The 26,420-nt window shown below is 59.4% G+C and carries 26 protein-coding genes, 2 tRNA genes and 2 pseudogenes; 14 read left to right on the top strand and 16 right to left on the bottom strand.

Features of this window, described 5'->3' with window-relative positions; translation table 11 throughout:
- The 5 genes from AACY44_RS04045 to AACY44_RS04025 all read right to left on the bottom strand — a co-directional run.
- Nucleotides 1-190 (bottom strand): transposase (locus AACY44_RS04045; RefSeq protein ID WP_339529837.1); only part of this gene is annotated, 190 nt, incomplete at its 3' end.
- Nucleotides 191-241: 51 nt separating this feature from the next.
- Nucleotides 242-520: a hypothetical protein gene (locus tag AACY44_RS04040; RefSeq protein WP_339529835.1), complete on the bottom strand. Its 279-nt coding sequence runs from the start codon at nt 518-520 to the stop codon at nt 242-244.
- Complete coding sequence (locus AACY44_RS04035; protein ID WP_339529833.1) at nt 517-1,494, bottom strand: integrase domain-containing protein; 978 nt, start codon at nt 1,492-1,494, stop codon at nt 517-519. The genes AACY44_RS04040 and AACY44_RS04035 overlap by 4 nt, the downstream gene beginning before the upstream one ends.
- A gap of 904 nt (nt 1,495-2,398) precedes the next feature.
- Nucleotides 2,399-3,727: a tyrosine-type recombinase/integrase gene (locus AACY44_RS04030; protein WP_059762290.1), complete on the bottom strand. Its 1,329-nt coding sequence runs from the start codon at nt 3,725-3,727 to the stop codon at nt 2,399-2,401.
- 164 nt (nt 3,728-3,891) lie between these two features.
- A tRNA-Thr gene (locus tag AACY44_RS04025) sits at nt 3,892-3,967 on the bottom strand.
- A 199-nt stretch (nt 3,968-4,166) separates the two neighbouring features.
- Here AACY44_RS04025 and AACY44_RS04020 point away from each other — a divergent pair.
- Nucleotides 4,167-4,577 carry a hypothetical protein gene (locus tag AACY44_RS04020; RefSeq protein WP_339529828.1) on the top strand — a complete coding sequence of 137 codons (411 nt, stop codon included), beginning with the start codon at nt 4,167-4,169 and terminating at the stop codon, nt 4,575-4,577.
- Between the two features lie 265 nt (nt 4,578-4,842).
- Nucleotides 4,843-5,778 (top strand): cellulose biosynthesis protein BcsQ, encoded by a 936-nt coding sequence (bcsQ, locus tag AACY44_RS04015; protein ID WP_339427312.1) that lies wholly within the window; start codon nt 4,843-4,845, stop codon nt 5,776-5,778.
- A 241-nt stretch (nt 5,779-6,019) separates the two neighbouring features.
- Here the strand turns inward: bcsQ and AACY44_RS04010 are convergent, their stop codons facing one another.
- From AACY44_RS04010 to AACY44_RS03990, 5 genes are all read right to left on the bottom strand, one after another.
- Nucleotides 6,020-7,207, bottom strand: a complete 1,188-nt coding sequence (locus tag AACY44_RS04010; protein ID WP_339529826.1) for a methyltransferase — start codon at nt 7,205-7,207, stop codon at nt 6,020-6,022.
- Nucleotides 7,188-7,877, bottom strand: coding sequence for an ABC transporter permease (locus tag AACY44_RS04005; RefSeq protein WP_339415471.1), 690 nt, complete (start codon nt 7,875-7,877; stop codon nt 7,188-7,190). Before AACY44_RS04005 ends, AACY44_RS04010 begins: the two co-directional genes overlap by 20 nt.
- Nucleotides 7,877-8,569 (bottom strand): ABC transporter permease, encoded by a 693-nt coding sequence (locus tag AACY44_RS04000; RefSeq protein ID WP_339456735.1) that lies wholly within the window; start codon nt 8,567-8,569, stop codon nt 7,877-7,879. Before AACY44_RS04000 ends, AACY44_RS04005 begins: the two co-directional genes overlap by 1 nt.
- A gap of 74 nt (nt 8,570-8,643) precedes the next feature.
- On the bottom strand, nt 8,644-9,396 hold the full coding sequence (locus AACY44_RS03995) for an ABC transporter substrate-binding protein (protein ID WP_339415473.1): 753 nt from the start codon (nt 9,394-9,396) through the stop codon (nt 8,644-8,646).
- 13 nt (nt 9,397-9,409) lie between these two features.
- Complete coding sequence (locus tag AACY44_RS03990; protein WP_339415474.1) at nt 9,410-10,183, bottom strand: ABC transporter ATP-binding protein; 774 nt, start codon at nt 10,181-10,183, stop codon at nt 9,410-9,412.
- 555 nt (nt 10,184-10,738) lie between these two features.
- Here AACY44_RS03990 and gabP point away from each other — a divergent pair.
- A complete protein-coding gene (gene gabP, locus AACY44_RS03985) occupies nt 10,739-12,130 on the top strand; it encodes a GABA permease (RefSeq protein ID WP_339415475.1) in 1,392 nt (463 codons plus the stop codon).
- A gap of 55 nt (nt 12,131-12,185) precedes the next feature.
- Here gabP and AACY44_RS03980 read toward each other — a convergent pair whose 3' ends face one another.
- Both AACY44_RS03980 and AACY44_RS03975 read right to left on the bottom strand, forming a co-directional pair.
- Nucleotides 12,186-12,599, bottom strand: coding sequence for a hypothetical protein (locus AACY44_RS03980; RefSeq protein WP_339529824.1), 414 nt, complete (start codon nt 12,597-12,599; stop codon nt 12,186-12,188).
- 4 nt (nt 12,600-12,603) lie between these two features.
- Nucleotides 12,604-13,054 (bottom strand): annotated as a pseudogene (locus AACY44_RS03975) (hypothetical protein).
- 227 nt (nt 13,055-13,281) lie between these two features.
- Between AACY44_RS03975 and relB the strand changes: the two are divergent.
- The 4 genes and pseudogenes from relB (at nt 13,282) to AACY44_RS03955 (ending at nt 16,459) form a co-directional block, all read left to right on the top strand.
- Nucleotides 13,282-13,473 (top strand): type II toxin-antitoxin system RelB family antitoxin, encoded by a 192-nt coding sequence (gene relB, locus AACY44_RS03970; RefSeq protein ID WP_339415477.1) that lies wholly within the window; start codon nt 13,282-13,284, stop codon nt 13,471-13,473.
- Nucleotides 13,463-13,733, top strand: a pseudogene (locus tag AACY44_RS03965) (type II toxin-antitoxin system RelE/ParE family toxin). Before relB ends, AACY44_RS03965 begins: the two are co-directional and overlap by 11 nt.
- A gap of 80 nt (nt 13,734-13,813) precedes the next feature.
- On the top strand, nt 13,814-14,779 hold the full coding sequence (locus AACY44_RS03960) for an arsenic resistance protein (protein WP_339435747.1): 966 nt from the start codon (nt 13,814-13,816) through the stop codon (nt 14,777-14,779).
- Between the two features lie 87 nt (nt 14,780-14,866).
- Complete coding sequence (locus tag AACY44_RS03955) at nt 14,867-16,459, top strand: ArnT family glycosyltransferase (protein WP_339435748.1); 1,593 nt, start codon at nt 14,867-14,869, stop codon at nt 16,457-16,459.
- A 120-nt stretch (nt 16,460-16,579) separates the two neighbouring features.
- Here the strand turns inward: AACY44_RS03955 and AACY44_RS03950 are convergent.
- The 4 genes from AACY44_RS03950 to AACY44_RS03935 form a co-directional block, all read right to left on the bottom strand.
- Nucleotides 16,580-16,655: transfer RNA gene (locus tag AACY44_RS03950), tRNA-Phe, on the bottom strand.
- A gap of 103 nt (nt 16,656-16,758) precedes the next feature.
- Nucleotides 16,759-17,031 carry an oxidative damage protection protein gene (locus AACY44_RS03945; RefSeq protein WP_339415481.1) on the bottom strand — a complete coding sequence of 91 codons (273 nt, stop codon included), beginning with the start codon at nt 17,029-17,031 and terminating at the stop codon, nt 16,759-16,761.
- Nucleotides 17,028-18,095 carry an A/G-specific adenine glycosylase gene (mutY, locus tag AACY44_RS03940; protein ID WP_339415482.1) on the bottom strand — a complete coding sequence of 356 codons (1,068 nt, stop codon included), beginning with the start codon at nt 18,093-18,095 and terminating at the stop codon, nt 17,028-17,030. Before mutY ends, AACY44_RS03945 begins: the two co-directional genes overlap by 4 nt.
- Nucleotides 18,092-20,302: an AsmA family protein gene (locus AACY44_RS03935; protein ID WP_339529821.1), complete on the bottom strand. Its 2,211-nt coding sequence runs from the start codon at nt 20,300-20,302 to the stop codon at nt 18,092-18,094. The genes mutY and AACY44_RS03935 overlap by 4 nt, the downstream gene beginning before the upstream one ends.
- A gap of 324 nt (nt 20,303-20,626) precedes the next feature.
- On the opposite strand from AACY44_RS03935, the gene AACY44_RS03930 reads away from it, so the two are divergent.
- The 7 genes from AACY44_RS03930 (at nt 20,627) to AACY44_RS03900 (ending at nt 26,340) form a co-directional block, all read left to right on the top strand.
- Nucleotides 20,627-22,288: an OFA family MFS transporter gene (locus AACY44_RS03930; RefSeq protein ID WP_339415484.1), complete on the top strand. Its 1,662-nt coding sequence runs from the start codon at nt 20,627-20,629 to the stop codon at nt 22,286-22,288.
- Between the two features lie 184 nt (nt 22,289-22,472).
- Complete coding sequence (gene hisB, locus AACY44_RS03925; RefSeq protein WP_003218037.1) at nt 22,473-23,066, top strand: imidazoleglycerol-phosphate dehydratase HisB; 594 nt, start codon at nt 22,473-22,475, stop codon at nt 23,064-23,066.
- A complete protein-coding gene (gene hisH / locus AACY44_RS03920; protein ID WP_339529819.1) occupies nt 23,066-23,704 on the top strand; it encodes an imidazole glycerol phosphate synthase subunit HisH in 639 nt (212 codons plus the stop codon). Before hisB ends, hisH begins: the two co-directional genes overlap by 1 nt.
- Nucleotides 23,704-23,961, top strand: coding sequence for a DUF2164 domain-containing protein (locus tag AACY44_RS03915; RefSeq protein ID WP_012721747.1), 258 nt, complete (start codon nt 23,704-23,706; stop codon nt 23,959-23,961). Before hisH ends, AACY44_RS03915 begins: the two co-directional genes overlap by 1 nt.
- Nucleotides 23,962-24,000: 39 nt before the next feature.
- Nucleotides 24,001-24,738 (top strand): 1-(5-phosphoribosyl)-5-[(5-phosphoribosylamino)methylideneamino]imidazole-4-carboxamide isomerase, encoded by a 738-nt coding sequence (gene hisA / locus AACY44_RS03910; protein WP_003187784.1) that lies wholly within the window; start codon nt 24,001-24,003, stop codon nt 24,736-24,738.
- Nucleotides 24,739-24,747: 9 nt separating this feature from the next.
- Nucleotides 24,748-25,518: an imidazole glycerol phosphate synthase subunit HisF gene (hisF, locus tag AACY44_RS03905; protein WP_017138643.1), complete on the top strand. Its 771-nt coding sequence runs from the start codon at nt 24,748-24,750 to the stop codon at nt 25,516-25,518.
- 66 nt (nt 25,519-25,584) lie between these two features.
- Nucleotides 25,585-26,340: a substrate-binding periplasmic protein gene (locus AACY44_RS03900; RefSeq protein WP_339415490.1), complete on the top strand. Its 756-nt coding sequence runs from the start codon at nt 25,585-25,587 to the stop codon at nt 26,338-26,340.
- The last annotated feature ends 80 nt before the right edge of the window (nt 26,341-26,420 follow it).

Raw genomic sequence — 26,420 nt, 5'->3', positions numbered from 1 at the left:
GGGTCAGCGCTTTGCTCTGCGGGGTGACGCCCGTGCGTTCTTGTTGCACCTGGTCGACCCATCGGCGCAAAGCCGACTCCCCGACACCAAGCGAGCGGCTGGCCTCAATGAAGCTGTAATCCTGCTTAAGAACGAGGTCGGCAGCCTCGCGTTTGAATTCAGGGGAAAAGGTACGGCGTTGTTTGGTCATCAGACACCTCTCTGTGGCGAGTATTCTCGCCTAAATGGGTGTCCGGTTTCATTAGACCACTACAAATTGCCAGAATTTTCCTAAGCGAAGAGTGAGAAAATGCACGGTCCGTAGATAGTAATAGCGCGTCGATTCAGCGTGCTGGTTCATGTGACGGTTTAGAAACCAAACGAGGTGTTTTCTTTGCCATGTCCATGGATTATCTCGGCTCCAGCGTTCAGAAATGGCTGCTTGAATAGTCTTGGCCTGGCGGATGTGACGTTCGCGTGTGGCATGTGCGCCAGTCAGTGCCCCAGCCAAGAAGATCTCCATATCGAATGGTTTATTCATACCCGACCACCGATGTACGCCGATACCACGTCGATTCGACCGTGTCCCAGCTCATAGCTGATTTGTAAGCGTGCCTCTCGATCAAGGCGTAGATCGAGGCGCCTGCACCTGCCACCGTTGATGGGCGCTAGGTGATGGGTGATCTGCTCATAGCGTTCGCACGCATAAGCCGCGCGCAGTTCGTGGAAACCTTTGAGGTTGTGCGTATGGAGGATATCTCGGGCGGGGCGGACGATTTCCCGTTGGAAATCGAGGTAGCTCTCGTTCGGTGCCAGCAGGTTGCGGCTACCGTCGGGAGAGACCTGTTCGGCGTACCTGAGCGCTTCGCGAATATGGTCATCCACCGTGATCCAACGAGGCGCGGTTGCGCCGCCGCGGCCACCTTTGGTGCCGTCCTGGATGTTGATCTTGTCGTAGTGTTCGGCTTCACGCTTGAGTCGCGGTAGGTCGGCCAGAATCGCTTCGCGCAAACGCATGCCAGTGGCACGTGCCAATTGTGCGATGGCGGCGGCACGCGGATGCTCTTCGCGGAGCGCTTCGACGATGCGCATCACGTGTTCGTGATCTTGGCCTTGAGGATTTGTCGTGCGCACAGTGATGCGCTGCGCTCCCAAAGCCTTGCTCGGACTTGGCACTTTCACATATTGATCACCGCGAAGCGCAGCCATGGTTCGGTTGACGCTGGACAGTCGATTTTGTGCGGTAGCGATGGCGAGATCGCTGCGCTCAACCAGGTGACGCAGATGCGCCGCATAGTCCATCAAGGTCTGCCGATCAATCTGCCGTGCGTCATTAAATCCCGGGCCATCCTCCGACCGACACCAGCGCACGAACGCCTGCCAGCGATCACCGTGCGCCTTCACCGTGCCGTAATGCCCGCCGCCAAATAGATCTTTCAGCGCTTGCGGCCCGGCATAGCTCAACTGCCGACCATAGCCAAAATTGCGCCCATCCCGTCTACCGACCAATGCCATGATAAAACTCCTCTCGAAGCCAACTCTTAAAACCTTCCCCACGTCATCCCGCCAAGAATGTTGAGTGTTATCAGGGATCAAGGCCCCTGCGACCTGTGAGGGTTGTCCACTAACGCGGGACTGACGGCTCTTTACGACCGGAAGCTTGGGCATCTCATGATCTGGCCTCCTGAGCACTTCCGAGGAAGTGGGCGGGTGGAGGCTGCGCTGGCTGACGAGACCAATGCTGCGAGATCCTGAGTCGGGTGAAGGCAGTGAAGCGATGACCGGGGCATGCCTGACTGTCAGTCAGGTGCAGTCCATTCCCTGGGCTGCGGCACCATCATCTGCATCGCTGTTGCTGGTGACTTCGGTGTTTGTCACGCCGATTGTCACTAGAGGGAATGCCGCAGAGCCTTGTACGAGTTGGGCTGCAGCAGCGGTAGGAGCGCCCGTCTCTTTCCGGGAGAAAGAGACGGGCGCAGGTTGGCGCAAGGAAATGGCCAAGCGGATAGGTTGCTGCAGGGCAGCTATGAAAGGGGATGAGTTGCCGCAGTGGGCACACTGGTAAAAGTAGGCATCCATCACATCGCTGTGACCGTGCGAGCTACCGGACGCTAATCGCACTTTGGGAGAACCACCACGGTGTGGCGTAGCCTTAAAGGTTCTGGCTACCTGGGTTGCTGTCAACGACAGCGCTTTGCCCGATCTTTTCTACGCCTGTGGATAATTCGGGTCAAGGCTCGAATTTTCGGGAACTCTGCGGCTGTGGATGAAATTATCCACCGGTGGAAATCTATGGTTTTCCACAGACAATTTGCGTGGGCTTTAGATTTTTTAAATGAGGTCCATCCAAGCAGGGCGGCTTTGCAGCCCCGCTTGGATGGACCCGCGTGGAAGGGCGGACAACGGTTATCTCACAGGCTTACCCACGTTTGGATGCGCCACGGCTATTTTGTAGGGCTGTGATGTTGTCGCCGACTGGGTGAGCGAATTCGTGGGGTGTCACATGCCCATGGCGGTTGGCGTCGATGTAGTTGCTCCACCACGCCATGATCAGCCTGCGCTGTTCGAGGAATTCGGCCTTGTGGATATACGCGGCACGCACACGGTTGCGTTCCTTGTGGCTCATTTGTCTTTCGATGGCTGCGTCGGTCCATAACCCGGACTCCAGCAGAGCGCTACAGGCCATGGTCCTGAAGCCGTGGCCGCACACGTCCTTGCTGGTGTCATAGCCGACGTTGCGGAGCATGGTGTTCACCGTATTCTCGGACATGGGCTTCCAGTACTTGTGGTCGCCCGGTAGCACCAACTCTGAAAAGCGACTGAGGCTGCGGAGGCGCTCCAGTATTTCGATGACCTGCGGCGATAGCGGAACCATTTGAATGTCGCCGTTCATTTTGGTCCCGCGTGTGGAGTTGCGTACCCCTTCAATCGGTGCGCGCGTATCTGGGATTTCCCACATGGCGCGTTGAAGGTCGAACTCACTCCATCGAGCGAAGCGTAGTTCGCTGGAGCGGACGAATACATGCAACGTCAACAGGACGGCAAGGCGCGTCAGCTCGCGACCGTTGTAGTTGTCGATGCGTTGTAGCAGTTCGGGTAGGCGATTGAGGGATAGGGCCGGGCGATGGACTGTGCGCGGCGCGTGAATCGAGCCTGCCAGATCCAGTGCAGGATTCATGGTTATCTGCCGGGCTCTTTTGGCCCCGCGCATGATGGTGGATAAGTAGTTCTGTACCCTTAACGCCACATCCATGGTGCCGCGTTCCTTGATGCGCTGGGTGATTTCTAGCAGGTCGTGGGTATCGAGTTCGGCGATGGGTCGTTGGCCGATCAGCGGAAAGACGTGGGTGCGCAGTCGGCTCATTACGGTTTTTGCGTGGCCTTCGGTCCAGCGGCGGGACATATCAGCGTGCCACTCCAGAGCAACGGTTTCGAAAAGCAGTGCCGCCCGCTGGGCTACGATCTTGGCCTTCTTCTTTTCTTCCATTGGGTCGAGGTTGTCGAGCAGCAACGCTTTGGCTTCGTCTCGCTTACGCCGTGCGACGGAAAGGGTAACGATGGGGTAATTGCCGATGATGAGCGTACCTTCCTTGCCGTTGGGCTTGGTGTACTTCAAGCGCCAGGTCTTCACGCCATTGGGTTTGACGAAAAGGTACATGCCGCCGCCGTCGAACAGTTTGTAGGCGCGTTCGCGGGTTTTGGCCGTGCGGCATTGCAGGTCGCTGAGAGGGATCGCTAGACGTGGCATAGGGGTACGCGCTCCTGACCGGAAAATCGCAGTACCCCTAACATACCCTCGGGGAAGGGGGATTTTGTTGGATCCCGACAGAGGGTCCTGGAACGAAAAAACCCGCCAAATGGCGGGTTTTCGGGGCTTCCAGAGCATTCGGTGGAATGCAATGGAGCCTAATGTGGTGCCGGCACCAGGAGTCGAACCCGGGACCTACTGATTACAAGTCAGTTGCTCTACCAACTGAGCTATACCGGCGTGTTAGGGCGACGATTATAGCGATTGCCAAGCTTCTGTAAACCCCTGAATTCTGACTATTTTTGCAGAAGCCAAGGTTTTCTCGCAGCGAACCCTTTTTCCTCGCAACGAGGTAGGATTCATCCTTTGTCATCCAGCGGTCTACCCGGTCTTGATCAAGGCAATTTCCGCACTCGTTTCGACCCAAGGAAGCCTTTACATGAAACGGATTTTTTCACTGTCCCTGATCCTTCTCGTCACAGCCCTCAGCGCGTGTTCCACCCATAAGCCTGGCAACGATCCGGCGTTGGTCGGTACCTGGAAGGGCTTGCGCACGCAGACCAGCAAGTGCCAGTTCCTGTCGTGGACCAATAACCTCAAGCCGGACGGCCGTTTCACTATTACCTTCTTCCGTGATGCGCAGCAGACTCAGGTGATTCAGACCGAGCAGGGCACGTGGGCCGCGGCCAACGGCAAGAATGAATTGCGCACGGATGGCGTGCCTTCGCCGGAGATCTACACGTATAAACTGGTGGACCCGGATACCGTGCATTACGTCAGTGTGGCGGCGGATCCTTCCAGTGATTGCCAGGGTGATTACGCGTTCACCGAGTACCGCATTCGCCGTTAAGTCGATTGGTGGGCCAGAACCGGGGACTCGGGTGCCCGGTTCGCTCATAGGTTCAGAGACGTTGGATCGGATGCTGGTGGGGGTCATTAATTTGACTAATTACCGTCGGTCTAAAAATTTAGCGTTAACTTCATCAAAATAATGACACTTTGTTTTCGCTGTCAGAGAATGCGGCAACAGAGCGCCCTATATAAAAAGACCTGCGGTAAGCCTTCTTCTTGCCGGCCCTTCACGTCTTTAGGCAGCGTCGTGTGGGAGTTTGGTCATGAGCCTTACTGACAAGATTTTTGTGTTGCTCGGCAAACATGTCACGCGAGATGTACGCGGGCTGAACGCGCGGTTGCATTTCTTCGGCAGTGTTCCGGTCGACGATGGCGCCCCCTTTCCTTCTTCAGGCCCGAGGGCCAATGAACCACCTCAACAGGAAAAGGTTGCCGTGGCACGGCCCACTGTCGTCGCGTTGGTCTCGGCCAATGGAGGCGTGGGCCGCAGCACGCTGGTCACGGCCTTGAGCAGCGGCATGCAGCGGTTGGGTGAGTCGGTGGTGGCTTTGGATCTGGACCCGCAGAACGCGTTGCGTCATCACTTCGGCGTCAGCGCGAGCTTGCCTGGCATCGGTCGCGCCAGCTTGTTGAATACGCCCTGGGTTCAGATCCTGCAACCGGGCTTCGCCGGGTGCCGGGTCATCCCCTTTGGCGATATCGATACCCAGCAGCAGGAAAACCTTCAGGGTTGGCTCAAGCGCGAACCGGGTTGGCTGGCGCAGCAGTTGTCGGGGTTGCGCCTGAGCGAGCGGCAAACGGTGATCATCGATACCCCCGCCGGTAATAATGTCTACTTTGATCAAGCCTTGAGCGTGGCCGATGTGGTGTTGGTGATTGCCAAAGCTGACGCCGCGTCCTTGGCCACCCTGGACCAACTCGATAGGCTGCTGGCCCCGCATCTTGCGCGCGAGGGCCCACCGCAGGTTCGCTATGTGCTTAACCAACTGGATGAGGACGATGCCTTCACCCTGGACATGCTTGAGGCGTTCAAGCAGCGCCTGGGTGCAAAGCCGCCGCTGGAGGTGCACCGCGACAGGGCAATCAGTGAAGCGCTGGCGTTTGGCGTCGACCCCTTGGACAGCCAGGCATTGACCTTGGCCGGAGACGATATCGACGCGCTTTGCCGGTTATTGATTGCGCGCAAAAAATCGCTATAAGTCGCGGTTTATGCGCTTAACGCCAGATGCTTATGCACAATCGGTTGGTTGAGGATGTCACGTAACAGCCATTTTTTGGAGCGGTTCTCATCCCGCCGCAACTGCCTGTTTTGCGGATGTTTTATTGGGTGAACAAAAAATGATCAGCTTGTTTTTTGACCTGTAGCGCAGAGGGCTACAGGCTCTGTAAAGAATCTATCAACAGAGTTATCCACAGGCTGTGGTGCGACAATTCTGCCCCTTAATCGCGCTCGGCAAGCACCATCAAGTTGCGCGGCGTCAATGCGGTTTCGCAGAAGCTGCCTACTTCGATCTTGTAGCCGGCTTCGCTTAGAAACAATGCCCGATCCAGTACCAGCCATAACTCCAGCGGGCGCCGAAATAGGCCACTCACCAATTCCAGGTTTCTGACCTCGGCCAAGCGGCTCCAGCCGTACGCCTCTAACGCTGCCCACTGCTGTTCACCTGTGGATAACCCCTTAAGACGTGCCAGTTCCCGGCAGTAGTCGGCGAAAGGCTTGTCCAGCCAGCGCGTGGGCAGCGAAGGCGCGGGCAGGTATTCGTCGCAGCCACGCAGCTCGCGTTGCAGTTGATCGAAACCCAGGCGCCGCGCCATGGACGTGTCGCGCTGCAAGCGCACCCGCTTGCCGGCGGTAACGGTTTCGCTCAGGGGCAGGCCAAGGTCATCGATCGACAGGTGCAAGGTTGAGGCGCGGCCTGCGGTGGACAGTGCCTGGTAGGTGTCGGCGGTGATGCGGTTATAGCAGCAGGGCGCCAGCGCGAGCTGTTGGCAACCGACCGCGCTGGCCAGTTTTAGCAGGCGCACGTGCAGGTCGCCACAGGCGTGCAGGGCGACGGGCGTGTGTTCACGGCTGAGCGCCACATCGGCCATCACGTCTTGCAGGCGATGGATAGCGGGCAGGCCATGGTGATCGCTCAAGGCCTGGCCTGCGGCGATCAGCGCCGGGTCGTACTCCAGGCAGGTCAGCTGTTGGCCTGTGTGCAACAGGCGGCGGCCGAGGTGGCCCTTGCCGGCGCACCAATCCAGCCAATGCCGGGGTGTTTGCGCAAACTGCAGCGCGGCGCCGAACGCTTCGATTTGCTGCCATTTGCGCCCGGGTACGTCGACATTCAGGCGGTGCGCAGCGGGTTGCAGGAGCCGCGTCGGTAACTTATCCACAGCACTGAGATGCAAGGCTTCGCAGGCTAGTGTGGGAAACGGTGCGGGCGCCGGCAGTGTGTGGGGGTGGTTATGGCTGGTTTCTGCGTCGGACAACGAGCGTTGACGCAGCCACCGGGCCAGTTCCGGATGCTCGGGTTCCCAAGGCAATTGCCGATGAATAAAGGGCCGTGGTCGCCACAGCCCTTGGTGCTTGATCAGAAACGCATCCAGCGCCTCAAAGCGTGCTTCAACGTCCCTGGCATTCATCGACGCGCAGCCAGCGTTCCAGCAGTTTGAAGCCGCGCACCAGCAGGAAGGAGATCAGCAGGTAGAACACGCCGGCGGTGAAGAACATCTCCACGGTGAGGTAGTTGCGCGCGATGATCGTCCTGGCCATGCCGGTCAGCTCCAGCAGGGTCACGGTGCTCGCCAGCGAGCTGGCCTTGAGCATCAGGATGACTTCGTTGCTGTAGGCCGGCAGCCCGATGCGCGCGGCCCGGGGCAGGATGATGTAGAACAGCGTCTTGGGCTTGGACATGCCCAACGCACGGGCTGCTTCGATTTCCCCAGGCGGAATGGCCTGGATGGCGCCCCGCAGAATCTCGGCGATATACGCTGCGGTGTGCAGCGTCATGGTGGCGGTGGCACACCAGAACGGGTCGCGCAGGTACGTCCACATGAAGCTTGAACGGATGGCGTCGAATTGGGCCAGGCCGTAGTAGACCAGGAACAACTGCACCAGCAGCGGCGTGCCGCGAAAGAAAAAGATGTAGGCATAGGGCAGGGCACGCACAGACAGGTGCCTGGACGAGCGCGCGATACCCAGCGGGATGGCCAGGATCAGGCCGAGGATCACAGCGATGCTCACCAGTTCCAGGGTCAGGATGGCGCCCTGGATAAACTTCGGCAGCCACTTGATGATGACTTCCCATTCCATTACGTCGTCCTCACGAAGCCGCGGGCGGCGCGTTTTTCCAGGAAGTGCATAGCCACCATCGACAGAGACGTCAGGGCCAGATAGATGAACGCGGCGACCATATAGAAGGTGAAAGGCTGTTTAGTGACGGTTACGGCGATTTGCGCATGGCGCATGATTTCTTCGAGGCCGATGACCGTAACCAGCGCGGTATCTTTCATCAGGATCAGGAACAGATTGCCCAGCCCCGGCAGGGCGATGCGCCACATCTGCGGCATGATCAACCGGGTAAAGACACGAAACTTCGACAGGCCCAGCGCCACACCCGCTTCGCGGTGGCCTTTGGGAATGGAGATGATCGCCCCTCGCAGCACTTCCGTGGCGTAGGCGCCGAAACACATGCCCAGCGCGATCACGCCAGCGGCAAAGGCGCTGAGGGACAGGTCGGGAATGTCGAGCAACTCACCCAGTGAGCGCATGGCGTTGATCGTGCCGAAGTAAATCAGCAGCACCCACAGCAGTTCCGGCACACCGCGAACGATTGTCGAGTAAGCACCGCCAAGCCATTGCAACGGCTTGTACGGCGAAGTCTTGGCCAAGGCGCCGGCAAGGCCGAGCACCAGCCCCAGGCACAGGGCCGTGAGCGCGAGTTTGACGGTCATCAGCGCGCCAGCGGCAAGCGCCGGGCCGAATCCGTAGAGATCGAAATTCATGGTGTTTTCATATCGCGGCAGGCATTGCAAAAAGCCGACGCGCTCACGTGAGCGCGTCGGGCATACCGTTCAGATCATTCGATGCTGAAAGGGAAGTACTTGTCGTTGATCTTCTTGTAGGTGCCGTCTGCCTTGATCTCCGCCAGGGCTTTGTTCAGGCGCTCGCGCAGTGGGTCGCCTTTACGTACGGCGATACCGATCTTGTCGCTTTCTACCACCGGGTCGCCTTTGAACTCGTAGGCGGAACCGTCTTTGCTCTTGAGCCATTCGTATTGCACGTACTTGTCGGCCAGGATGCCGTCCAGGCGGCCGGACGTCAGGTCGAGGTAGGCGTTTTCCTGGGTGTCGTAGAGCTTGGTTTCGGTATCAGGCAGCTTGTCTTCCAGGTACATACCGGCCAACGTCGCGCGTTGTGCACCGATGACTTTTCCTTTCAGGTAAGCGGCGTCGGTCTTGAAGTCGGCGGTGGCTTTAGGGGCGATGAACTGCAGTTTGTTGGAGTAGTACGGGTCGGTGAAGTCGACGGCCTGCTTGCGTTCATCGGTGATGGACAGCGAGGAGACCAGGAAGTCGAACTTCTTGGCGTTCAGGGCCGGGATGATGCCGTCCCAGTCGGACACATACACTTCGCACTTCTCGACTTTCATCTTGGCGCACAGGGCGTCACCGATGTCTTTGTCGAAGCCGACGACGTTGCCGCTGGCGTCTTTGTTATTGAACGGCGGATAGGCCGCTTCGATCCCCATTTTCAAGGTTTCTGCCATGGCCGTGGCGCTGAATGCCATCGAGACGGCCGCGGCCAGGAGGATTTTTTTATAGTTCTGCATGCATGTTGCTCCGTTAGCGGTTGCTGGACATGAATTGTTTGCAGCGCGCCGAAAGCGGGTTTTCAAACACCTGCTGTGGCGATCCTTGCTCTTCGACCAGGCCCTGGTGGAGGAACACCACTTCACTGGACACTTGGCGGGCGAAGCCCATTTCATGGGTGACCAGCAGCATGGTGCGACCTTCTTCGGCCAGCGCGCGGATCACATTAAGTACTTCCTGAACCATTTCCGGGTCAAGCGCCGAAGTGGGCTCGTCGAACAGGATGACCTTGGGTTGCATCGCCAGGGTGCGCGCGATGGCCGCTCGCTGTTGCTGGCCGCCGGACAATTGCGCGGGGTAGGCGTGGCGCTTGTCGGCAATCCCGACCTTTGCCAGCAGGGCTTCAGCCACTTCAATGGCTTCGGCTTTACTTTGGCCGAGCACTCGGCGAGGGGCCTCGATGATGTTGTCGAGGATGCTCATGTGCGGCCACAGGTTAAAGTTTTGAAACACAAAACCGATTTCGCTGCGCAGGCGGTTGATCTGCTTGCCGTCGGCGGCCATCAGCTCGCCGTTTTTCGCGGCCTTGAGCTTGAGTTCTTCGCCGGCCACCAGGATCTGGCCCTGGTTCGGGTTTTCCAGCAGGTTGATGCAGCGCAGGAAGGTGGACTTGCCGGAACCGGAGGAACCCAGGATCGAGATCACATCGCCGTCGCGAGCGGTCAGCGAAATACCTTTAAGTACCTCCAGCTCACCATAGCGTTTATGCAAGTTGCGGATTTCAAGCGCGGGCGTGGCCTCGGCCATGTGCGGTCCTCGTTGTGTTCGTTGCGATCTTCGCTGTTGGTCCGCCTTCCTGGCGAGGCGCCAAGCTAGCATAGCGTCTTGATGGCAGCCAACAGCGCGGCCGGCGGTAAACAGGTGGTGTGCGGCAGGGTGTCGCATCGGCACAGCAGGGTGTCGCGCCATCAACAACCGAACAACCGTTTGAACCCGAAAAGCCGCAGGCTTCGCGTAAAAAAGGGCGCGATGGTGCCAGCTTTGGCCGGGGGTTGGAAGGGTTAACCGGGCAAACGGTGCTTATCAGCCCTTTTGTGGGGCGTCACGTACTTTTTGTGTGTGTTTATGGTGCGTTTTTTCGTATTGAAAGTGAGTCGCACGGTAACGCTATAGCGGAATGCCATTGTTCTCAATGACTTGCGAGGACTGCTCAATCCTCCTACAACCCGCGTCAATCGCGACGCTGTAACATTTTGGCGCAAATCTTGCGTAAAAAATAAAGAACGCCCTGTTGGTTTCTTTTCACGATAAAGATCACAGGCCGGGCGGACCGTTTTCGCAATTCCTCGTAAAGGTGTGTCAATGAGTAGTACGCAAAGCTCCAATGACCTCGAACAGGGGCTCAAACCGCGTCACGTCACCATGCTGTCGATTGCCGGCGTTATCGGTGCCGGTTTGTTTGTTGGCTCCGGCCACGCGATTGCTGCCGCCGGCCCGGCCGTACTGTTGGCTTACGCCGCTGCGGGTACGCTGGTGGTGTTGGTGATGCGCATGCTGGCCGAAATGGCCGTCGCCTCGCCAGATACGGGTTCGTTCTCCACCTATGCCGACCGGGCGATCGGCCACTGGGCCGGTTTTACCATCGGCTGGCTCTATTGGTGGTTCTGGGTGCTGGTGATTCCGCTGGAGGCCAACGCCGCCGCGACCATCCTGCATGCCTGGTTCCCGGATGTGGCCATCTGGGCCTTTACGCTGATCATCACCTTGCTGCTGACCGTGACCAACCTGTTCAGCGTGAAGAACTACGGCGAGTTCGAGTTCTGGTTTGCGCTGATCAAGGTCGTGGCGATTGTGGGCTTCGTGATCCTCGGCCTGGCGGCGATTTTCGGTTTCCTGCCGACCAGCCAGGTCAGCGGCGTTTCGCACTTGTTCGACACCCAAGGCTTCATGCCGAACGGCATGGGCGCGGTAATGGCGGCGATCCTGACCACCATGTTCTCCTTCATGGGCACCGAGATTGTCACCATCGCGGCGGCTGAATCGAAGAACCCAGGCCAGCAAATCACCAAGGCCACCAACTCGGTGATCTGGCGGATCGGTTTGTTCTACCTGCTGTCGATCTTCATCGTGGTGTCCCTGGTGCCATGGAACGATCCGACCCTGGCGGCGGTGGGTTCGTATCAGACCGTACTGGAACGCATGGGCATCCCGAATGCCAAGCTGATTGTCGACCTGGTGGTACTGGTAGCCGTGACCAGCTGCCTGAACTCGGCGCTTTACACCGCCTCACGCATGCTGTTCTCCCTGGGCCGTCGCGGTGATGCACCGGCCGTGGCCAAGCGCACCAACAAGAGTGGCACGCCTTACTGGGCTGTGCTGCTGTCTACTGGCGCAGCCTTCCTGGCAGTGTTCGCCAACTACGTGGCCCCGGCGGCAGTGTTCGAATTCCTGCTCGCCAGCTCGGGTGCCATTGCATTGCTGGTCTATCTGGTGATCGCGGTGTCGCAACTGCGCATGCGTCAGAAACGTATGGCGGCGGGCGAGAAAATTGTCTTCAAGATGTGGCTGTTCCCGGGCCTGACCTACGCGGTGATGGTGTTCATCGTGGGCACGCTGACCATCATGCTGTTCCAGGAAGCGCATCGGGTCGAGATTATCGCGACTGGGGTGCTGAGCTTGCTGGTCGTGGCGGCAGGGCTGTTTGTATCCAGCCGGCGCAAGGCGCAGAGCGCGGGTGCTGCCGTACTGAACTGACGGAATGCGGTAAATAATGTGGGAGCGCACCGCCGCTCCCACATTTAGTTGTGCGTCATTCTTGCGAGCTGACCAGCGCCTGGGACGCCGCCACGTAATCCGCCTGGAACTCCGGCGACTCGATCCACGCCAGTGCCGCTGCCTCATCATCAGTGTCCGTGGTCCACTGCCGATACTCGATCAGCGCCGCCAGGATAAAGTCGGTGGCTTCTTCTTCGCCTTCTTGCTCAAGCACCAGCGCCAGCAACGGGTGGGCCAGGAACACGGCGCAGAGGGTTTGCTGGCTGGTTTCGCCTGCAGTGCGCATTTCTACGAACAGCTCGGTCAAATCCACTGACTCAAGGTCAATGCGGCTGTCATCACCGGCAAACGCATCCGGCTTGGCCGCGACGGCGCGCTGGGTACGGTTTTGCTTGGCCTTGGCCTTTGCCCGTTGGGCACGTTTTTGCTGCTTGTCTGGCGAGGCCATGGGCTTAGCGTCCTAGGGGGCTGGATCTGGGGGGAGTATTGAAGCGCAGGTTGGGGGAAATCCCAAGGGTATCCGCAGCTAATTGGCCGTTTTGCAGCCATACCAATGCAATCGGCCACAGCCTCTGTTGATGCTCGCTGCGAAAAAATGCGAAATGTCCGACTGCCTTTTCGCCAATATCAGCAGGCGCGATCCGCAGATGAGTGCGTTCACTGCCGTCGAAGTAACCCAGTAGTCGCTCGCTGCAGCATCGCCTCGAAATCCAGCACGCCCCAATCCGACCACGAGGCTTTGAAGCCACGCAGTGAGCCGCTGCGGGAGTCGCCGATGCCACGGTAGCCGTAGGTGATGACGAGGGGGCGTTCGAGGTCGGTGCGCAGGTGGCGCCAGGTGAAGCCGCCCAAGACGTAGCCGTCGATGGCAAGCTCCTTGAAAGGAATACGGTGATCGTGCATACGTGAGGCCGCAGGTATTTGCGAGCAGACGTCGGTCAAATTCATCGTTTCACGGCCTCTGTCAGTTTCTTATTTTTTTAGTAACAGTTGTTCAGTTTGCCATTACTTGTGTTCCCTATGGCAGGCTCACTAAGCTCCGACATCCCTTGATAAAGCCATACATCCGAGAGGAACGACAGCACATCATGGACCGATTAGACTGGCAGGCATCCTTTAAGGAGGTCTCTATGAGCATTCCACTTTCTCCCATCGTTTCAGCGTTTGAAACTGAAGAGCAGGCCGCCAGCTATGACCGTTGGTTTCGTGCCAAGGTGCAGGCTTCAATTGATGACCCCCGTCCAAACATTCCGCATGATCAGGTTATGGCAGAGATGCGCGCTCTGATTGAATCGAAGCGAAAAGCGCAAGATGAGGGTTGAGTGGCGGCCGGAAGCACGCGCCGAGCTGAGAGCAATTTTAGAATACATTCTTGAGCAGCAATGCTGCGGCAGCCAGTGATTTGAACGAGTCCATCGAGCTAGCGACAACGGCTCTTCCAGATCATCCGTTTCACTACCGCATGGGTCGAATCCCTGGTACTCGAGAAGTTGTCGTGCACCCGAACTATCTGGTGGTGTATCGAATAGAGGATTGGATCGAGATACTGACAGTGCTACATGCCCGTCAGGAGTACCCCTGATAACCAAACTGGTTGTATCGCTCGACCTTAAGTCGGTAGATGCATAACCTTGCGCTCTTGCGATCCGATAGAGCCGCCTCATGACCCGCGACACCCTCGAACACAACCAGATCCCGGTCTACTTCGTAGCCGTTCTTCTGGCGGCCGCTTTTGGCTTGCTCGCACCCTCATTTGCCCACGGCCTCGGCGCGCTGGTCACGCCCACCATTGCGATGCTGATGTACGCAATGTTCCTCCAAATTCCTTTTTTGGATCTGCGCCAGAGCTTGAGTAACAAGCGTTTCCTGTCGGCACTACTGCTCGCCAACTTTATCCTGGTGCCCCTGCTGGTGTGGGCATTGACCCAGAGCCTGGTTGGGCGTCCGGCATTGCTGGTCGGGGCGTTGCTGGTGTTGCTGACCCCGTGCATCGACTACGTGGTGGTGTTTACCCATATCGGCAAGGGCGATTCGCGGTTGATGCTGGCGGCTACGCCGGTGCTGTTGCTGCTGCAATTGGCGCTGTTACCGATCTATCTGAGTGTGATGCTCGGCGCCCAATCCGAGGTAGCGGTGGAGGCAGGGCCGTTTATCGAGGCGTTCCTCTTGTTGATCGTGGTGCCGATGATTCTGGCGGTGGTTACGACTTCCCTGGCACAGCGATCGCCGGTCGTCAGTGTTTGGAACAGTGGCTGGGCGTGGTTGCCGGTGCCGGCGATGGCGGTGGTGTTGTTTGTGGTGATCGGCTCGCAAATCACATCGGTGGTACGGGATATCAACCTGTTGCTGCCGGTGATCCCGGTGTATGTGGGTTTTCTGGTGCTGGCGCCGCTGATGGGCGTGTTGGCCTCGCGGTTGTTTGCACTCCCGGCGACGGCGGCCAGGGCGGTGACATTCAGCGCGTCGACGCGCAACTCGCTGGTGGTATTGCCTCTGGCGCTGGCCTTGCCCGAGGATGTGCGTGGGTTGGCGGCGACGGTGGTGATCCTGCAAACCCTGATAGAACTGGTGGGCGAGTTGATTTACGTTCGGTTGATCCCTAAGTGGGTGTGGCCCGCAGGTCGGTAAGCGCGGGAATGTTCAGGTCTGTTCAGGCGTTATTCAGCAGGGCAGCCGGCACCATAAGTCGGCGCCGCTTACCTGACAGGTCAACCGATGGATCACCGCAACCGTTTTCGCCTGGAATCCCTGGGCATTTTCCTGTTTGCCCTGTTGCTGTTCACTCTGGGTATCTGGGATCAGCAAACCCAAGGGTTTGACGGACGCTGGGCGCTGTTCCTACAAGAAATGTTTCGCCATGGCGCGAGCCTTTTCCCGACTACCTATGGCCAGCCCTACGCGGATTACCCCGGCACCGCGACCTTTTTCAGCGTTGTGTTCGCACGACTGTTTGGTGCGCCCAACCATCTGGCGAATGTGCTGCCCACCGCCCTGGCGTCCGCCGGGGTGGTTGCCTTGATCTATCGCTTGCTCGTCCCGGCGAATCGCCAGTGGGCGCTGCTCGCCGTGCTGCTGACGTTGCTCACCACCCAACTGCTCGAAAAATCCCGCTCGGTCTGCCTGGACCAGATGGTAGCGTTGCTCTGTATAGGCAGTTTTTACCTGCTGCACAGTGGTGGGCGCTGGAGGCGGCTGGCGGTGTTTGCGTTGTTCATCCTGGGCTTTGCCATACGCGGACCGCTGGGGTTGATCGAAGTCTGTGGCGTGGTGTGCGTGTATTGGGCGCTGGGCAAGCCTGGCGAGCGCGTGAAGCAAGTGCTCATTCATGGCCTCGTCGGCCTGGTGTTGTTAGCAGCCTGTTGGTGGCTGCTGGTGAAACTGGCGCGCCTCAGCGGTGGTGACGCATTTGCCGATGAAGTGTTCAAGATGCAGGTGGGCGGACGCCTCGATGAAGCCGGTGAGCCGTTCTATTTTTACTTCCAACTGAGCTTGTATCGCTACTTCCCGGTGGTGCCGTTGGCGCTGGCCACCATGATTGCGCTGCGTCATCGCTGGGCCGAGCGGTTTGAGGGCGATATGCAATTGGTGGTGCGGCTCGGTGCCTGCGGCTTGATGATCTTGCTCGGGCTGTCGGTGCCGCACTTCAAGCGCGCTTACTACATCCTGCCCATGGTGCCGATGTTTGCGGCTGTCGCGGCCTATGGGCTGCTCCATGCGCAAGGTTGGCTCGCTGGCGTGCGCCGCTGCTACGAAGGGCTTGTCGTGGCGCTACCGGCGTTGTGCGTCGTTGCAGTGTTTGTCTGTCGGCATGGGTGGCACAAGCATGGTTACTGGCCAGATGTTTCGTTGCCGCTGCTGATCGGTGTGCTGATGGTGTTCCAAGTGGCGGCGTTGATTGCCTGGCGGCGGGTGGGGCGGTTGGTTTGGCTCAGCCTGATTGCATTGTCGGCGCAATGGTTGTTGTTGGTGATGGTGGTAGAGCCGGCCAAGGACCTGCAGTTTGACACCCGGCAGTTTGTCGGCCAGGTGGAAGCGCTGCGCGTCACGCAGCCGGGGCCGTTGGTGTTTATCAACCTCGGCCGGGATACCTGGGCAGTGCGCTACATGATGAACCTGGATCACGATGAGCGGCCGGTGTTTGTGGGGGCTCATGAGCTTGACCGATTAGGTGCGTTGCCACGGCCGGCGTGGGTGATTGTGGCGCGCAAGGAAGTGGCGTTGCTGCAAGGGACATCCCTGGCGGACGTCGCTCCAAGCTTTGAAGGGCGGTTGAACGATAATCCGCTGATGGTGTTTTTGCTGAAGTGAGCGAAGCGCGAGATCAAAATCGCCACTGGGTTAAGTCAAATCCCAGGCAACAAAAAACCCGCACTAGGCGGGTTTCTTGTGTGCTTTCAGGTGTGCTTGGCATCACCTGAAAACGAAAGGTGGTGCCCAGAGACGGAATCGAACCGCCGACACGGGGATTTTCAATCCCCTGCTCTACCGACTGAGCTATCTGGGCAACGGGGCGCATTAAACGGGTTTTTCAGGGGGTCGTCAAGCAAGTTTTCAAAAAATATTTAATTATTACCGTCGCTTACGTGCCGACCCCGGTTTTTGATCAATTATTGAGCAGGTGGCACGTAGCCGTCGGCCTTGGCGTAATCCTCGCCGGAAAAGAACTTGTCCATCTCGCCTGCCAGGTATTTACGGTCTTCGGCGTTCATCATGTTCAGGCGTTTTTCGTTGATCAGCAGAGTCTGGTGTTTCAACCAGTCGCCCCAGGCTTTGGCGCAGACGTGCTCGAAAATGTCCTGGCCCTTGGCACCTGGGTACGGAGGGCGTTCGAGGCCTGGCAATTCTTCTTTGTACTTGCGGCACATGATGGTGCGGGTCATGACGAAACTCCTGCATTCAATACGTCGGCCGCGCGCTTCAGCAGTTTTTTCACCGGGGCGGCAAGGCCCAGGCGCGGCGGGGTGGCGAGGTTATACCAGAGCCAGTCGGCCTCGGCCACGTGGTTGGCGGACTCCTCGACCTGGACCAGCCAGGGTTCGATAGCCAACTGAAAGTGGCTGAAGGTGTGAATCAGGCTCGGCAGTTCCTGTTGCTTGCCCAGTGCCAGCGCGTGCTGGTTGGCCAAGTGTTCCAGGTCTTGCAGGTCATCCAGCTCCGGCAAGCTCCACAGGCCGCCCCACAGGCCCGTCGAGGGGCGACGGTAAAGCAGGATCGCGCCCTCGGCATTCGCCAGCAGTGGCATCAGCGTGCGTTTTTGCGGGATGGTCTTGCGCGGCTTGGGGATCGGGTAGCGCGTCTCCAGGCCGAGCATGTGGGCTTCGCAGGTTTTTTCCAGTGGGCACAATAGGCAGCTGGGTTTGCTGCGGGTGCAGAGGGTGGCGCCCATGTCCATCATCGCCTGGGTGTAGGCGTTGACGCGATCATGCGGCGTGAAGCGTTCTGCGGTGGCCCACAGCTGCTTTGCCACCTTGGGTTCGCCGGGATAGCCTTCCTGCGCCGTGAAGCGTGCCAGTACGCGCTTGACGTTGCCGTCGAGGATCGGCGCACGCAGGCCCATGCTCAGGCTGGCGATCGCACCGGCGGTGGACAAGCCTATGCCGGGCAACTCGGTGAGCTTCTCGACATCCTTGGGAAACTCGCCGCCGTATTCGGCCACGACAATCTTCGCCGTCTTTTGCAGGTTGCGGGCCCGCGTGTAGTACCCCAGCCCGGTCCATAAGTGCAGCACTTCATCTTCCGGGGCTGCCGCCAGGGCCTCGACCGTCGGCAGCGACGCCATGAAGCGGTCGAAGTAATTGAGCACGGTACTCACCTGGGTCTGCTGCAGCATGATTTCCGAGACCCACACCCGATAAGGCGTGATGCCCTGTTGCCAGGGCAGGTCGTGGCGACCGTGACGGTCGTACCAGTTGAGCACCGCCTCTGAAAATTGCTCGTTTCTCATCGATTGAACAGGCCTTTCAGTGCGTCTTTGAGCTTCGGGTTGACCTTGTCGAGCTTCTCTTCAAGCTTTTCGTTGAGGCGGTTGCCCGCCGCCTTGATCGCGACTTGGCCAAGGCCATCCTTATCCAGGCGGCACGCCTTGGCGCCCAGTTCCAGCGGGCCACGGCAGCGCAGCGGCACTTCGATGCCCTGGAAGTTGGAGCCCACCTGGCAGGCGGGGTCCGGCGTTTCACGCTGGTCACCTTCGACAATGATGCCGATGCGGTAGTCCATGCCCAGGACGCGCAGGTCGACATCGCCATTACCGTTGACCGTCAGGCCCGGGATGCGCACTTTCAGGTCCGGGTTGCTGGCGACACCGTTACGGAAGGTCAGGTTACCCTTCAGTTCCTGGAACGGCGTGTCTTTGCCTTGCGGTGTGCTGCTCAAGGTTTTGCGGTTGAGCAAGGCGATGCCGGTGCACAGTTGCTGTTCAAGGTTGGCGTTGAGCAGCACGCCGTTGTTGATCACGAAACTGGCGGTGCCGTTGAGGCTGTCGATCAGCGCTTTCTGGCTATTGCCACGGCCAGTGAGGTTGCTGTCGAGGGTGATCTGGCCCTTCACCGGCGGAGTTTGCCCCTGGGCTTGCAGGATGCGTTCGACCGGTACCTGCTTGATCCGGCTTTGCAGCGCGAGCACCGGGGTATCCTGGCGCACATCGAGGTTGCCGTTGGCCTTGAAGGTGCCGTTGTAGAGGCCGCCGCTCAGGGTGTCGAGCTTGAGTTGGCCATTGATGCCGGACGCTTTTAGCACGGCATTCTGGATCGGCAACTTGCTCAGGGTCAGTTGGCCAAACGCCAGGTCGGCGTCCACATCCAGCGTGCGCAGGCGGGTCAATGGCAACAGTTTGTCGGTGCTCCAGGCGCCTTTGGTCGGCGCGTCGGGCAGCGGTGTGGTGCCGCCAGCAGCCATGGCACCGGCTTCGCTGTTCTGCACTTCGGCCTGGCGGGCAGCGGCTGCGCCCTTGGCGGATTCGGACTTGGCCGGCAGATAGTTGTCGGCATTGAACGTGTCGCCCTTGAGCTGCACGCGCAGGGACTGCTTGGCAAAATCGTCCACGGCCACGCGACCGGTGAAGGTGCTGCCGTCGAGTTTCAGGTTGAGGTCTTCCAGGGCGATGCTGCTTGGCGTGCCCTTGAGGCGGCTGACCAGTTCGACTTTGCTCAGGCTGCCCTCGGCCATTGGCGGCAGCGGGTGGCCGACGCTGTCGAGGAACTTGGCCAAGTCGAATTGGGCGATGGACAGGGCGCCGCTGAGCTGCGGGGTCTTGTCCAGGTCGTTGACCTTCAGCTCGCCCAAGGCGCGCAATTGGTTGGCCGAGAGCTTAATGTTGGTCCATTCGGCGATATTCGCCGCCTGGTCCACCAACAGTTGGCCCTGGGTCGAGAAGGTCACGGTCTTGCCTTGCAGTGGCTCGCCCGTGGCTTCGCCGGTGATCTTCATGTCTTCAAGCTGGTAGCGCTTGAGCGCACGCTGGATGCGCAGGTTGCCGTTGAGTTCGGTCTTGACGCGCATCACCGGCTGGTTGCTGCCGAAGAAGGCGGTGAGTTTCACCGGGATGCTGGCGCCTTCATGCACGGCGCCAGCGCTCAATTGGATGCTTTCGGCGCTGAACTGCTTGCCGGTCTGCTCATCGTTATATTCGATGCGGGCGTTGTTGACCGTCAGGCTGTCGATGTCCAGGCGGATGGGTTTTGCCGGCTTGTCCGATTCGGGTTCGGCCGGTTGTTCAACCGAACCAGGGCTGCCGACGCTCGCCTCTGTCACGTTCTTGCCGATGTCTTCCCAGTTGCCGTGCCCTTCCTTGTTGCGGTTGAGGCGCAGGTTCAGGCCTTCGACACGTACGTCACTCATCTGCACTTCGCGGCGCAGCAGCGGCAGCACGCGTACCGACAGGCCGAGCATCTGCAGGTCGGCGAAGGGCTGGGTCGGTGCGGTCAGGGTTGCCACGCTGGCTTCGTGCAGTTCCAGGCCAAGCCAGGGGAACAGGCTCCAGCCGATGTCGCCATTGAGCGTCAGCTCGATGTGGGCCTTGTCGCGGGCAATCTGGCGAATCTCGTCTTTATAGTCGTTGGGATCGAAGAGATGGGTCAGGGCAAAGCCTAGAGCCACAATGATCAGCAACAGCCCGAGAAGTACCAGACCCAGGATTTTGCCGAACGCTTTCATGGGCGAGTCCTTGTATGTCGATTTCAAAATTTAGCCGCAGAGTATAACGCCCGACGGCCTGCGGCAGTGCTCCGATCGTTACATTGTATCCAGGGGCGAGGGAACGGGTTTTTGGCGTCAAACAAACAGATTTCTTGAAAAAGGTGATATCAGTTTGGTTTTTCTGTCATCGACAGGTGCTAATCTCTGCACGTTCGTCCGCCTTCTGCGACTTAAGGTCGCGCCTAAAATGGAGCTTCACTCAACAAAACGGCCACGCTTTGCGTGCAAGGCCGAGGGAGAGAGCGCCTGACGGACACATACTAACAACTGGGGGAAACACCAATGAGCACTAGCACTGCGGCCGCTTCAACTGCCGCACAGCCTGCGTTCCTGTCCAAGGAACGCATTATCGCCAAGCCCGGCTTCAACCGCTGGCTGGTTCCGCCGGCCGCCCTGGCTATCCACCTTTGCATCGGCATGGCCTACGGCTTCTCGGTGTTCTGGTTGCCACTGTCCAAGGCGCTGGGTATCACCAAGCCGGTTGCTTGTGCGCCGGACATGAGCTTCATCGCCCAAGTCTTCTCGTCCCAATGCGACTGGCCCATCTCCATGCTGGGCTGGATCTACACCTTGTTCTTCATCTTCCTGGGCTGCTCGGCAGCCATCTGGGGCGGCTGGCTGGAACATGCCGGGCCACGTAAGGCCGGTGTTGTGTCGGCGTTGTGCTGGTGTGGCGGCCTGCTGATCTCGGCGTTGGGTATCTATACCCACCAGATCTGGCTGATGTGGATCGGCTCCGGGGTCATCGGCGGTATCGGCCTGGGCCTGGGCTATATCTCGCCGGTATCGACCCTGATCAAGTGGTTCCCGGACAAGCGTGGCATGGCCACCGGTATGGCGATCATGGGCTTCGGCGGTGGTGCGATGGTTGGCGCCCCGTTGGCAGCCGCATTGATGGGTCACTTCGCAACGCCAGACAGTGTGGGTGTATGGCAGTGCTTCCTGGTGATGGCTGCGATCTATTTCGTGTTCATGATCGGCGGCGCCTTGTCCTACCGCGTTCCACCCACCGGCTGGAAACCTGAGGGCTGGACCGCACCGGCGAAAAAAGCCAGCAACGCGATGATCACCCACCGCCACGTGCACGTGAACGTGGCGTGGAAAACCCCGCAATTCCGCCTGGTTTGGCTGGTGCTGTGCCTGAACGTATCCGCCGGTATCGGCATCCTCGGCATGGCTTCGCCACTGCTGCAGGAAGTGTTCGGCGGCAAGCTGCTGGGTGTGGATGTACCGTTTGGTCAGCTGGATGCCGGTCAATTGGCGTCCATTGCCGCCATCGCAGCAGGTTTCACGGGGCTGTTGAGCCTGTTCAACATCGGTGGCCGATTCTTCTGGGCGTCGTTCTCCGACTACCTGGGGCGTAAAAACACCTACTTCGTGTTCTTCGCCCTGGGCTTTGCCCTGTACGCGTTGATCCCGAACCTGGGGCATTTGGGTAACGTGGCGCTGTTTGTGGCGGCGTTCTGCATCATCCTGTCGATGTACGGCGGTGGTTTTGCGACCGTTCCGGCCTACTTGGCTGACCTGTTCGGTACGCAAATGGTCGGCGCGATCCACGGTCGCCTGCTGACCGCCTGGGCCGCTGCGGGCGTATTGGGCCCGGTGTTGGTGAACTACCTGCGTGAGTATCAGCTGAGCATTGGCGTTGAACGCGCTGCGGCCTACGACATCACCTTGTACATCCTGGCCGGCCTGCTGGTGCTGGGTTTCATCTGCAACCTGCTGGTTCGTCCGGTGGCCGACAAGTATTTCATGACCGATGCCGAATTGGCCGCCGAACAGGCGCTGGGCCATGACAAAGGCGCGGATGCGACCACTTCCCTGGAGTGGAAAGCGGCGTCCGGCACTGTGCCTTTGGCCATTGCTGCCTGGCTGGTGGTGGGTATTCCGTTGGCGTGGGGTGTGTGGGTGACCCTGCAGAAGACGGCGGTACTGTTCCGCTAACACCAAGTGTGTAGTGAGCGGGGCAGCCCGCTCACTGCACGACTGGCGCTCACATGTATACACATGTCTATCCCCGACATCTCTCGCTTCAACTCGTCAGTCTTATCCCCTCCGATGTTTCTGTTTAGCGCCCGCGCCCCTATAATGGCTGCCTTTTTCGCCCAATGATTTTGCGGAGCTGGTGATGGCCGAACGTAAGGCGTCTGTCGAGCGCGACACTCTGGAAACCCAGATCAAAGCCTCGATCAACCTGGATGGCACCGGAAAGGCCCGATTTGATATCGGTGTCCCTTTTCTTGAGCACATGCTGGACCAGATCGCCCGTCACGGGCTGATCGACCTGGATATCGTCAGCAAGGGCGACCTGCATATCGACGACCACCACACGGTGGAAGACGTTGGCATCACCCTTGGCCAGGCGTTTGCCAAAGCCATCGGCGACAAAAAAGGCATCCGTCGCTACGGCCACGCCTATGTCCCGCTGGACGAAGCGCTGTCGCGCGTAGTCATCGACTTCTCCGGCCGCCCAGGCCTGCAGATGCACGTGCCCTACACCCGCGCCACCGTGGGCGGCTTCGACGTCGACCTGTTCCAGGAGTTTTTCCAGGGTTTCGTCAACCACGCACTTGTCAGCCTGCACATCGACAACCTGCGCGGCACCAACACCCACCACCAGATCGAAACCGTGTTCAAGGCTTTCGGCCGCGCGCTGCGCATGGCCGTCGAGCTGGATGACCGCATGGCCGGGCAAATGCCTTCGACCAAGGGCGTCCTGTAATGCAGACGGTCGCGGTTATCGATTACGGCATGGGTAACCTGCACTCGGTGGCCAAGGCCCTCGAGCACGTCGGTGCCGGCAAGGTGCTGATCACCAGCGATGCCAACGTGATTCGCGAAGCCGATCGCGTGGTGTTCCCCGGTGTTGGCGCGATTCGCGATTGCATGGCCGAGATCCGCCGCCTGGGCTTTGACAGCCTGGTGCGCGAAGTCAGCCAGGACCGTCCGTTCCTCGGCATCTGCGTGGGCATGCAAGCCTTGCTCGACAGCAGTGAAGAGAACGACGGCGTCGACTGCATCGGTTTGTTCCCGGGCCAGGTGAAGTTCTTCGGCAAAGGCCTGCATGAAGACGGCGAACACCTGAAAGTCCCGCACATGGGCTGGAACGAAGTCAGCCAGGCGGTGGATCACCCGCTGTGGCACGACATTCCGGACATGGCACGCTTCTACTTCGTGCACAGCTACTACATCGCCGCCGGTAAGCCGGGCCAGGTGGTGGGTGGCGGGCACTACGGCGTCGATTTCGCCGCTGCGCTGGCCGAAGGCTCGCGGTTTGCCGTGCAGTTCCACCCGGAGAAGAGCCATACCCATGGCCTGCAATTGCTGCAGAACTTCGCCGCCTGGGACGGGCGCTGGTAATGGCCAGGAAGCCGAAGCAGCCGGTCTTGAACCTCACGCCTGAACAGGAGAGTGAGGCTACCCTCAAGATCAAGCGTTTCATGGAAGATCGCTTCGAGCTCAAGCTGGGCTCGTTCGAGGTCGCCGAGATCCTCGAACTGTTCACCACTGAAGTGGCTCCGCATTATTACAACAGGGCGATTTTCGACACGCAGACGCTCCTCAAAGAAAGGTTCGAAAGCATCGAAAGCGACCTGTGGTCGCTTGAGAAACCCTGATTTCCCAAGCATTGCTGAATATCGAATAAGGTTTGCCAGATGCTGATTATCCCCGCTATCGATCTCAAGGACGGTGCCTGCGTACGTCTGCGCCAAGGCCGCATGGAAGACTCCACCGTATTCTCCGACGACCCGGTGAGCATGGCCGCCAAATGGGTCGAAGGGGGCTGCCGTCGCCTGCATCTGGTGGACTTGAACGGCGCTTTCGAAGGCCAGCCGGTGAACGGTGAAGTGGTCACCGCCATTGCCAAGCGTTACCCGAACCTGCCGATCCAGATCGGCGGCGGTATCCGCTCTCTGGAAACCATCGAGCACTACGTCAAGGCCGGCGTGAGCTACGTGATCATCGGCACCAAGGCGGTGAAAGACCCGGCCTTCGTCGCCGAAGCCTGCCGCGCCTTCCCCGGCAAGGTGATCGTGGGCCTGGACGCCAAGGACGGTTTCGTTGCCACCGACGGCTGGGCTGAAATCAGTACCGTGCAAGTGATCGACCTGGCCAAGCAATTTGAAGCCGACGGCGTCTCCGCCATCGTTTATACCGACATCGCCAAAGACGGCATGATGCAGGGCTGCAACGTGCCGTTCACCGCTGCGCTGGCGGCCGCCACGAAGATCCCGGTGATCGCTTCCGGCGGTATCCACAACCTGGGCGACATCAAGTCGCTGCTGGACGCCAAGGCGCCCGGCATCATCGGCGCCATTACCGGCCGCGCGATCTACGAAGGGACCCTGGACGTCGCCGAAGCCCAGGCTTACTGCGATGCCTACAACGGCTGAGGACTGACCATGGCGCTGGCCAAACGCATCATCCCTTGCCTGGACGTCGACAACGGTCGCGTGGTCAAGGGCGTCAAGTTCGAGAACATCCGCGACGCCGGTGACCCGGTGGAAATTGCCCGTCGCTACGATGAGCAAGGTGCCGACGAAATTACGTTCCTCGACATCACCGCCAGCGTCGACGGCCGCGACACCACGTTGCATACCGTCGAGCGCATGGCCAGCCAGGTCTTCATCCCGCTGACCGTGGGCGGTGGCGTGCGTACTGTGCAAGACATCCGCAACCTGCTCAATGCCGGCGCGGACAAAGTCTCGATCAACACGGCGGCGGTGTTCAACCCGGAGTTCGTGGGCGAGGCCGCGCAGCACTTCGGCTCGCAATGCATTGTCGTTGCCATCGACGCCAAAAAAGTCTCCGGCCCTGGCGAAACCCCGCGATGGGAGATCTTCACCCACGGCGGTCGCAAGCCGACCGGCCTGGACGCGGTGGAGTGGGCAATGAAGATGGAAGCCCTCGGCGCCGGTGAAATCCTGCTGACCAGCATGGACCAGGACGGCATGAAAAACGGCTTCGACCTGGGCGTGACCCGCGCCATCAGTGATGCGCTGGGCATTCCAGTGATTGCTTCCGGCGGCGTCGGCAACCTGCAGCATTTAGCCGATGGTGTGATCGAAGGCCACGCCAGCGCAGTGCTGGCGGCGAGTATTTTCCACTTTGGCGAATACACCGTTCCCGAGGCCAAGGCCTACATGGCGGCGCGCGGTATCGTCGTTCGCTAAACGCTGCTGGACACCATGGCAAGTGCGCGGCACTCTCTGCGCTTGCCATGGACTCCGGTAGCCTTCATGTTCAAGACCCTGCTGCTCGCCCTCGCCAGTACTTCCCTCCTGTTGGCAGGTTCGGCCAACGCCGAAGAACCGTCTGACGCCTCCCTGGTGTTGCTGACGGAAAACTTCCCGCCCTACAACATGGCGAAAAACGGCAAGAACTTCGCCAAGGACGAGAACATCGAAGGCATCGCCGTGGACATCGTGCGGGAAACCTTCAAGCGTGCCGGCATTTCCTACAACCTCACCCTGCGTTTTCCTTGGGAGCGCATCTACAAGCTCGCCTTGGAAAAACCTGGCTATGGCGTATTCGTGATGGCCCGTTTGCCGGATCGAGAGGCACTGTTCAAATGGGTCGGCCCTATCGGTCCGGATGATTGGGTGCTGCTGGCCAAGGCCGATAGCAAGATCCAGCTCGACGACCTCAAGCAGGCGCACCGCTATAAGATCGGCGCCTACAAGGGCGACGCCATCGCCGAGACCCTGGAAAAGCAGGGCCTCAACCCGATTGTGGTGCTTCGCGATCAAGACAACGCGCAAAAGCTGCTGGATGGCCAGATCGACCTGTGGGCCACTGGCGATCCCGCGGGCCGCTACCTGGCGCGCCAGGTGGGCGTGAGCGGGCTCAAGACCGTGCTGCGGTTCAACAGTGCGCAGCTCTATCTTGCTTTGAACAAGGACGTGCCGGACGAACTGGTGGCCAGGCTTCAGGCCGCACTGGATCAGTTGCGTAAAGACGGCGCCGTCGACGAGATCATGTCTAAGTATCTGTAATTTATAGGAAGCCCTGAGCTGACTTGCCAGCGATACACACTCAAATGTAATCGTGGCTCGCTCGAGATGTGTAGAGACCT

Source organism: Pseudomonas sp. RA_15y_Pfl1_P11, from assembly GCF_963970975.1.
Taxonomy (GTDB): domain Bacteria; phylum Pseudomonadota; class Gammaproteobacteria; order Pseudomonadales; family Pseudomonadaceae; genus Aquipseudomonas; species Aquipseudomonas tritici.
The sequence above is the reverse complement of the archived record's forward strand: the minus strand, read 5'-3'. Positions and strand labels throughout refer to the sequence as shown.

Excerpts from the sequence above, each read along its gene's own strand:
- AACY44_RS04035 (WP_339529833.1), bottom strand. The coding sequence starts at position 1,494 with ATGGCATTGGTCGGTAGACGGGATGGGCGCAATTTTGGCTATGGTCGG.
- AACY44_RS04030 (WP_059762290.1), bottom strand. The coding sequence starts at position 3,727 with ATGCCACGTCTAGCGATCCCTCTCAGCGACCTGCAATGCCGCACGGCC.
- AACY44_RS03930 (WP_339415484.1), top strand. The coding sequence starts at position 20,627 with ATGAGCACTAGCACTGCGGCCGCTTCAACTGCCGCACAGCCTGCGTTC.
- AACY44_RS03945 (WP_339415481.1), bottom strand. The coding sequence starts at position 17,031 with ATGACCCGCACCATCATGTGCCGCAAGTACAAAGAAGAATTGCCAGGC.
- AACY44_RS03995 (WP_339415473.1), bottom strand. The coding sequence starts at position 9,396 with ATGCAGAACTATAAAAAAATCCTCCTGGCCGCGGCCGTCTCGATGGCA.
- AACY44_RS03955 (WP_339435748.1), top strand. The coding sequence starts at position 14,867 with ATGGATCACCGCAACCGTTTTCGCCTGGAATCCCTGGGCATTTTCCTG.
- AACY44_RS03960 (WP_339435747.1), top strand. The coding sequence starts at position 13,814 with ATGACCCGCGACACCCTCGAACACAACCAGATCCCGGTCTACTTCGTA.
- hisH (WP_339529819.1), top strand. The coding sequence starts at position 23,066 with ATGCAGACGGTCGCGGTTATCGATTACGGCATGGGTAACCTGCACTCG.
- AACY44_RS03935 (WP_339529821.1), bottom strand. The coding sequence starts at position 20,302 with ATGAAAGCGTTCGGCAAAATCCTGGGTCTGGTACTTCTCGGGCTGTTG.
- AACY44_RS04040 (WP_339529835.1), bottom strand. The coding sequence starts at position 520 with ATGAATAAACCATTCGATATGGAGATCTTCTTGGCTGGGGCACTGACT.
- AACY44_RS03980 (WP_339529824.1), bottom strand. The coding sequence starts at position 12,599 with ATGGCCTCGCCAGACAAGCAGCAAAAACGTGCCCAACGGGCAAAGGCC.
- gabP (WP_339415475.1), top strand. The coding sequence starts at position 10,739 with ATGAGTAGTACGCAAAGCTCCAATGACCTCGAACAGGGGCTCAAACCG.
- hisA (WP_003187784.1), top strand. The coding sequence starts at position 24,001 with ATGCTGATTATCCCCGCTATCGATCTCAAGGACGGTGCCTGCGTACGT.
- hisF (WP_017138643.1), top strand. The coding sequence starts at position 24,748 with ATGGCGCTGGCCAAACGCATCATCCCTTGCCTGGACGTCGACAACGGT.
- AACY44_RS04010 (WP_339529826.1), bottom strand. The coding sequence starts at position 7,207 with ATGAATGCCAGGGACGTTGAAGCACGCTTTGAGGCGCTGGATGCGTTT.
- AACY44_RS03900 (WP_339415490.1), top strand. The coding sequence starts at position 25,585 with ATGTTCAAGACCCTGCTGCTCGCCCTCGCCAGTACTTCCCTCCTGTTG.
- mutY (WP_339415482.1), bottom strand. The coding sequence starts at position 18,095 with ATGAGAAACGAGCAATTTTCAGAGGCGGTGCTCAACTGGTACGACCGT.
- bcsQ (WP_339427312.1), top strand. The coding sequence starts at position 4,843 with ATGAGCCTTACTGACAAGATTTTTGTGTTGCTCGGCAAACATGTCACG.
- AACY44_RS04020 (WP_339529828.1), top strand. The coding sequence starts at position 4,167 with ATGAAACGGATTTTTTCACTGTCCCTGATCCTTCTCGTCACAGCCCTC.
- hisB (WP_003218037.1), top strand. The coding sequence starts at position 22,473 with ATGGCCGAACGTAAGGCGTCTGTCGAGCGCGACACTCTGGAAACCCAG.
- AACY44_RS03990 (WP_339415474.1), bottom strand. The coding sequence starts at position 10,183 with ATGGCCGAGGCCACGCCCGCGCTTGAAATCCGCAACTTGCATAAACGC.
- AACY44_RS04005 (WP_339415471.1), bottom strand. The coding sequence starts at position 7,877 with ATGGAATGGGAAGTCATCATCAAGTGGCTGCCGAAGTTTATCCAGGGC.
- relB (WP_339415477.1), top strand. The coding sequence starts at position 13,282 with ATGAGCATTCCACTTTCTCCCATCGTTTCAGCGTTTGAAACTGAAGAG.
- AACY44_RS04000 (WP_339456735.1), bottom strand. The coding sequence starts at position 8,569 with ATGAATTTCGATCTCTACGGATTCGGCCCGGCGCTTGCCGCTGGCGCG.
- AACY44_RS03915 (WP_012721747.1), top strand. The coding sequence starts at position 23,704 with ATGGCCAGGAAGCCGAAGCAGCCGGTCTTGAACCTCACGCCTGAACAG.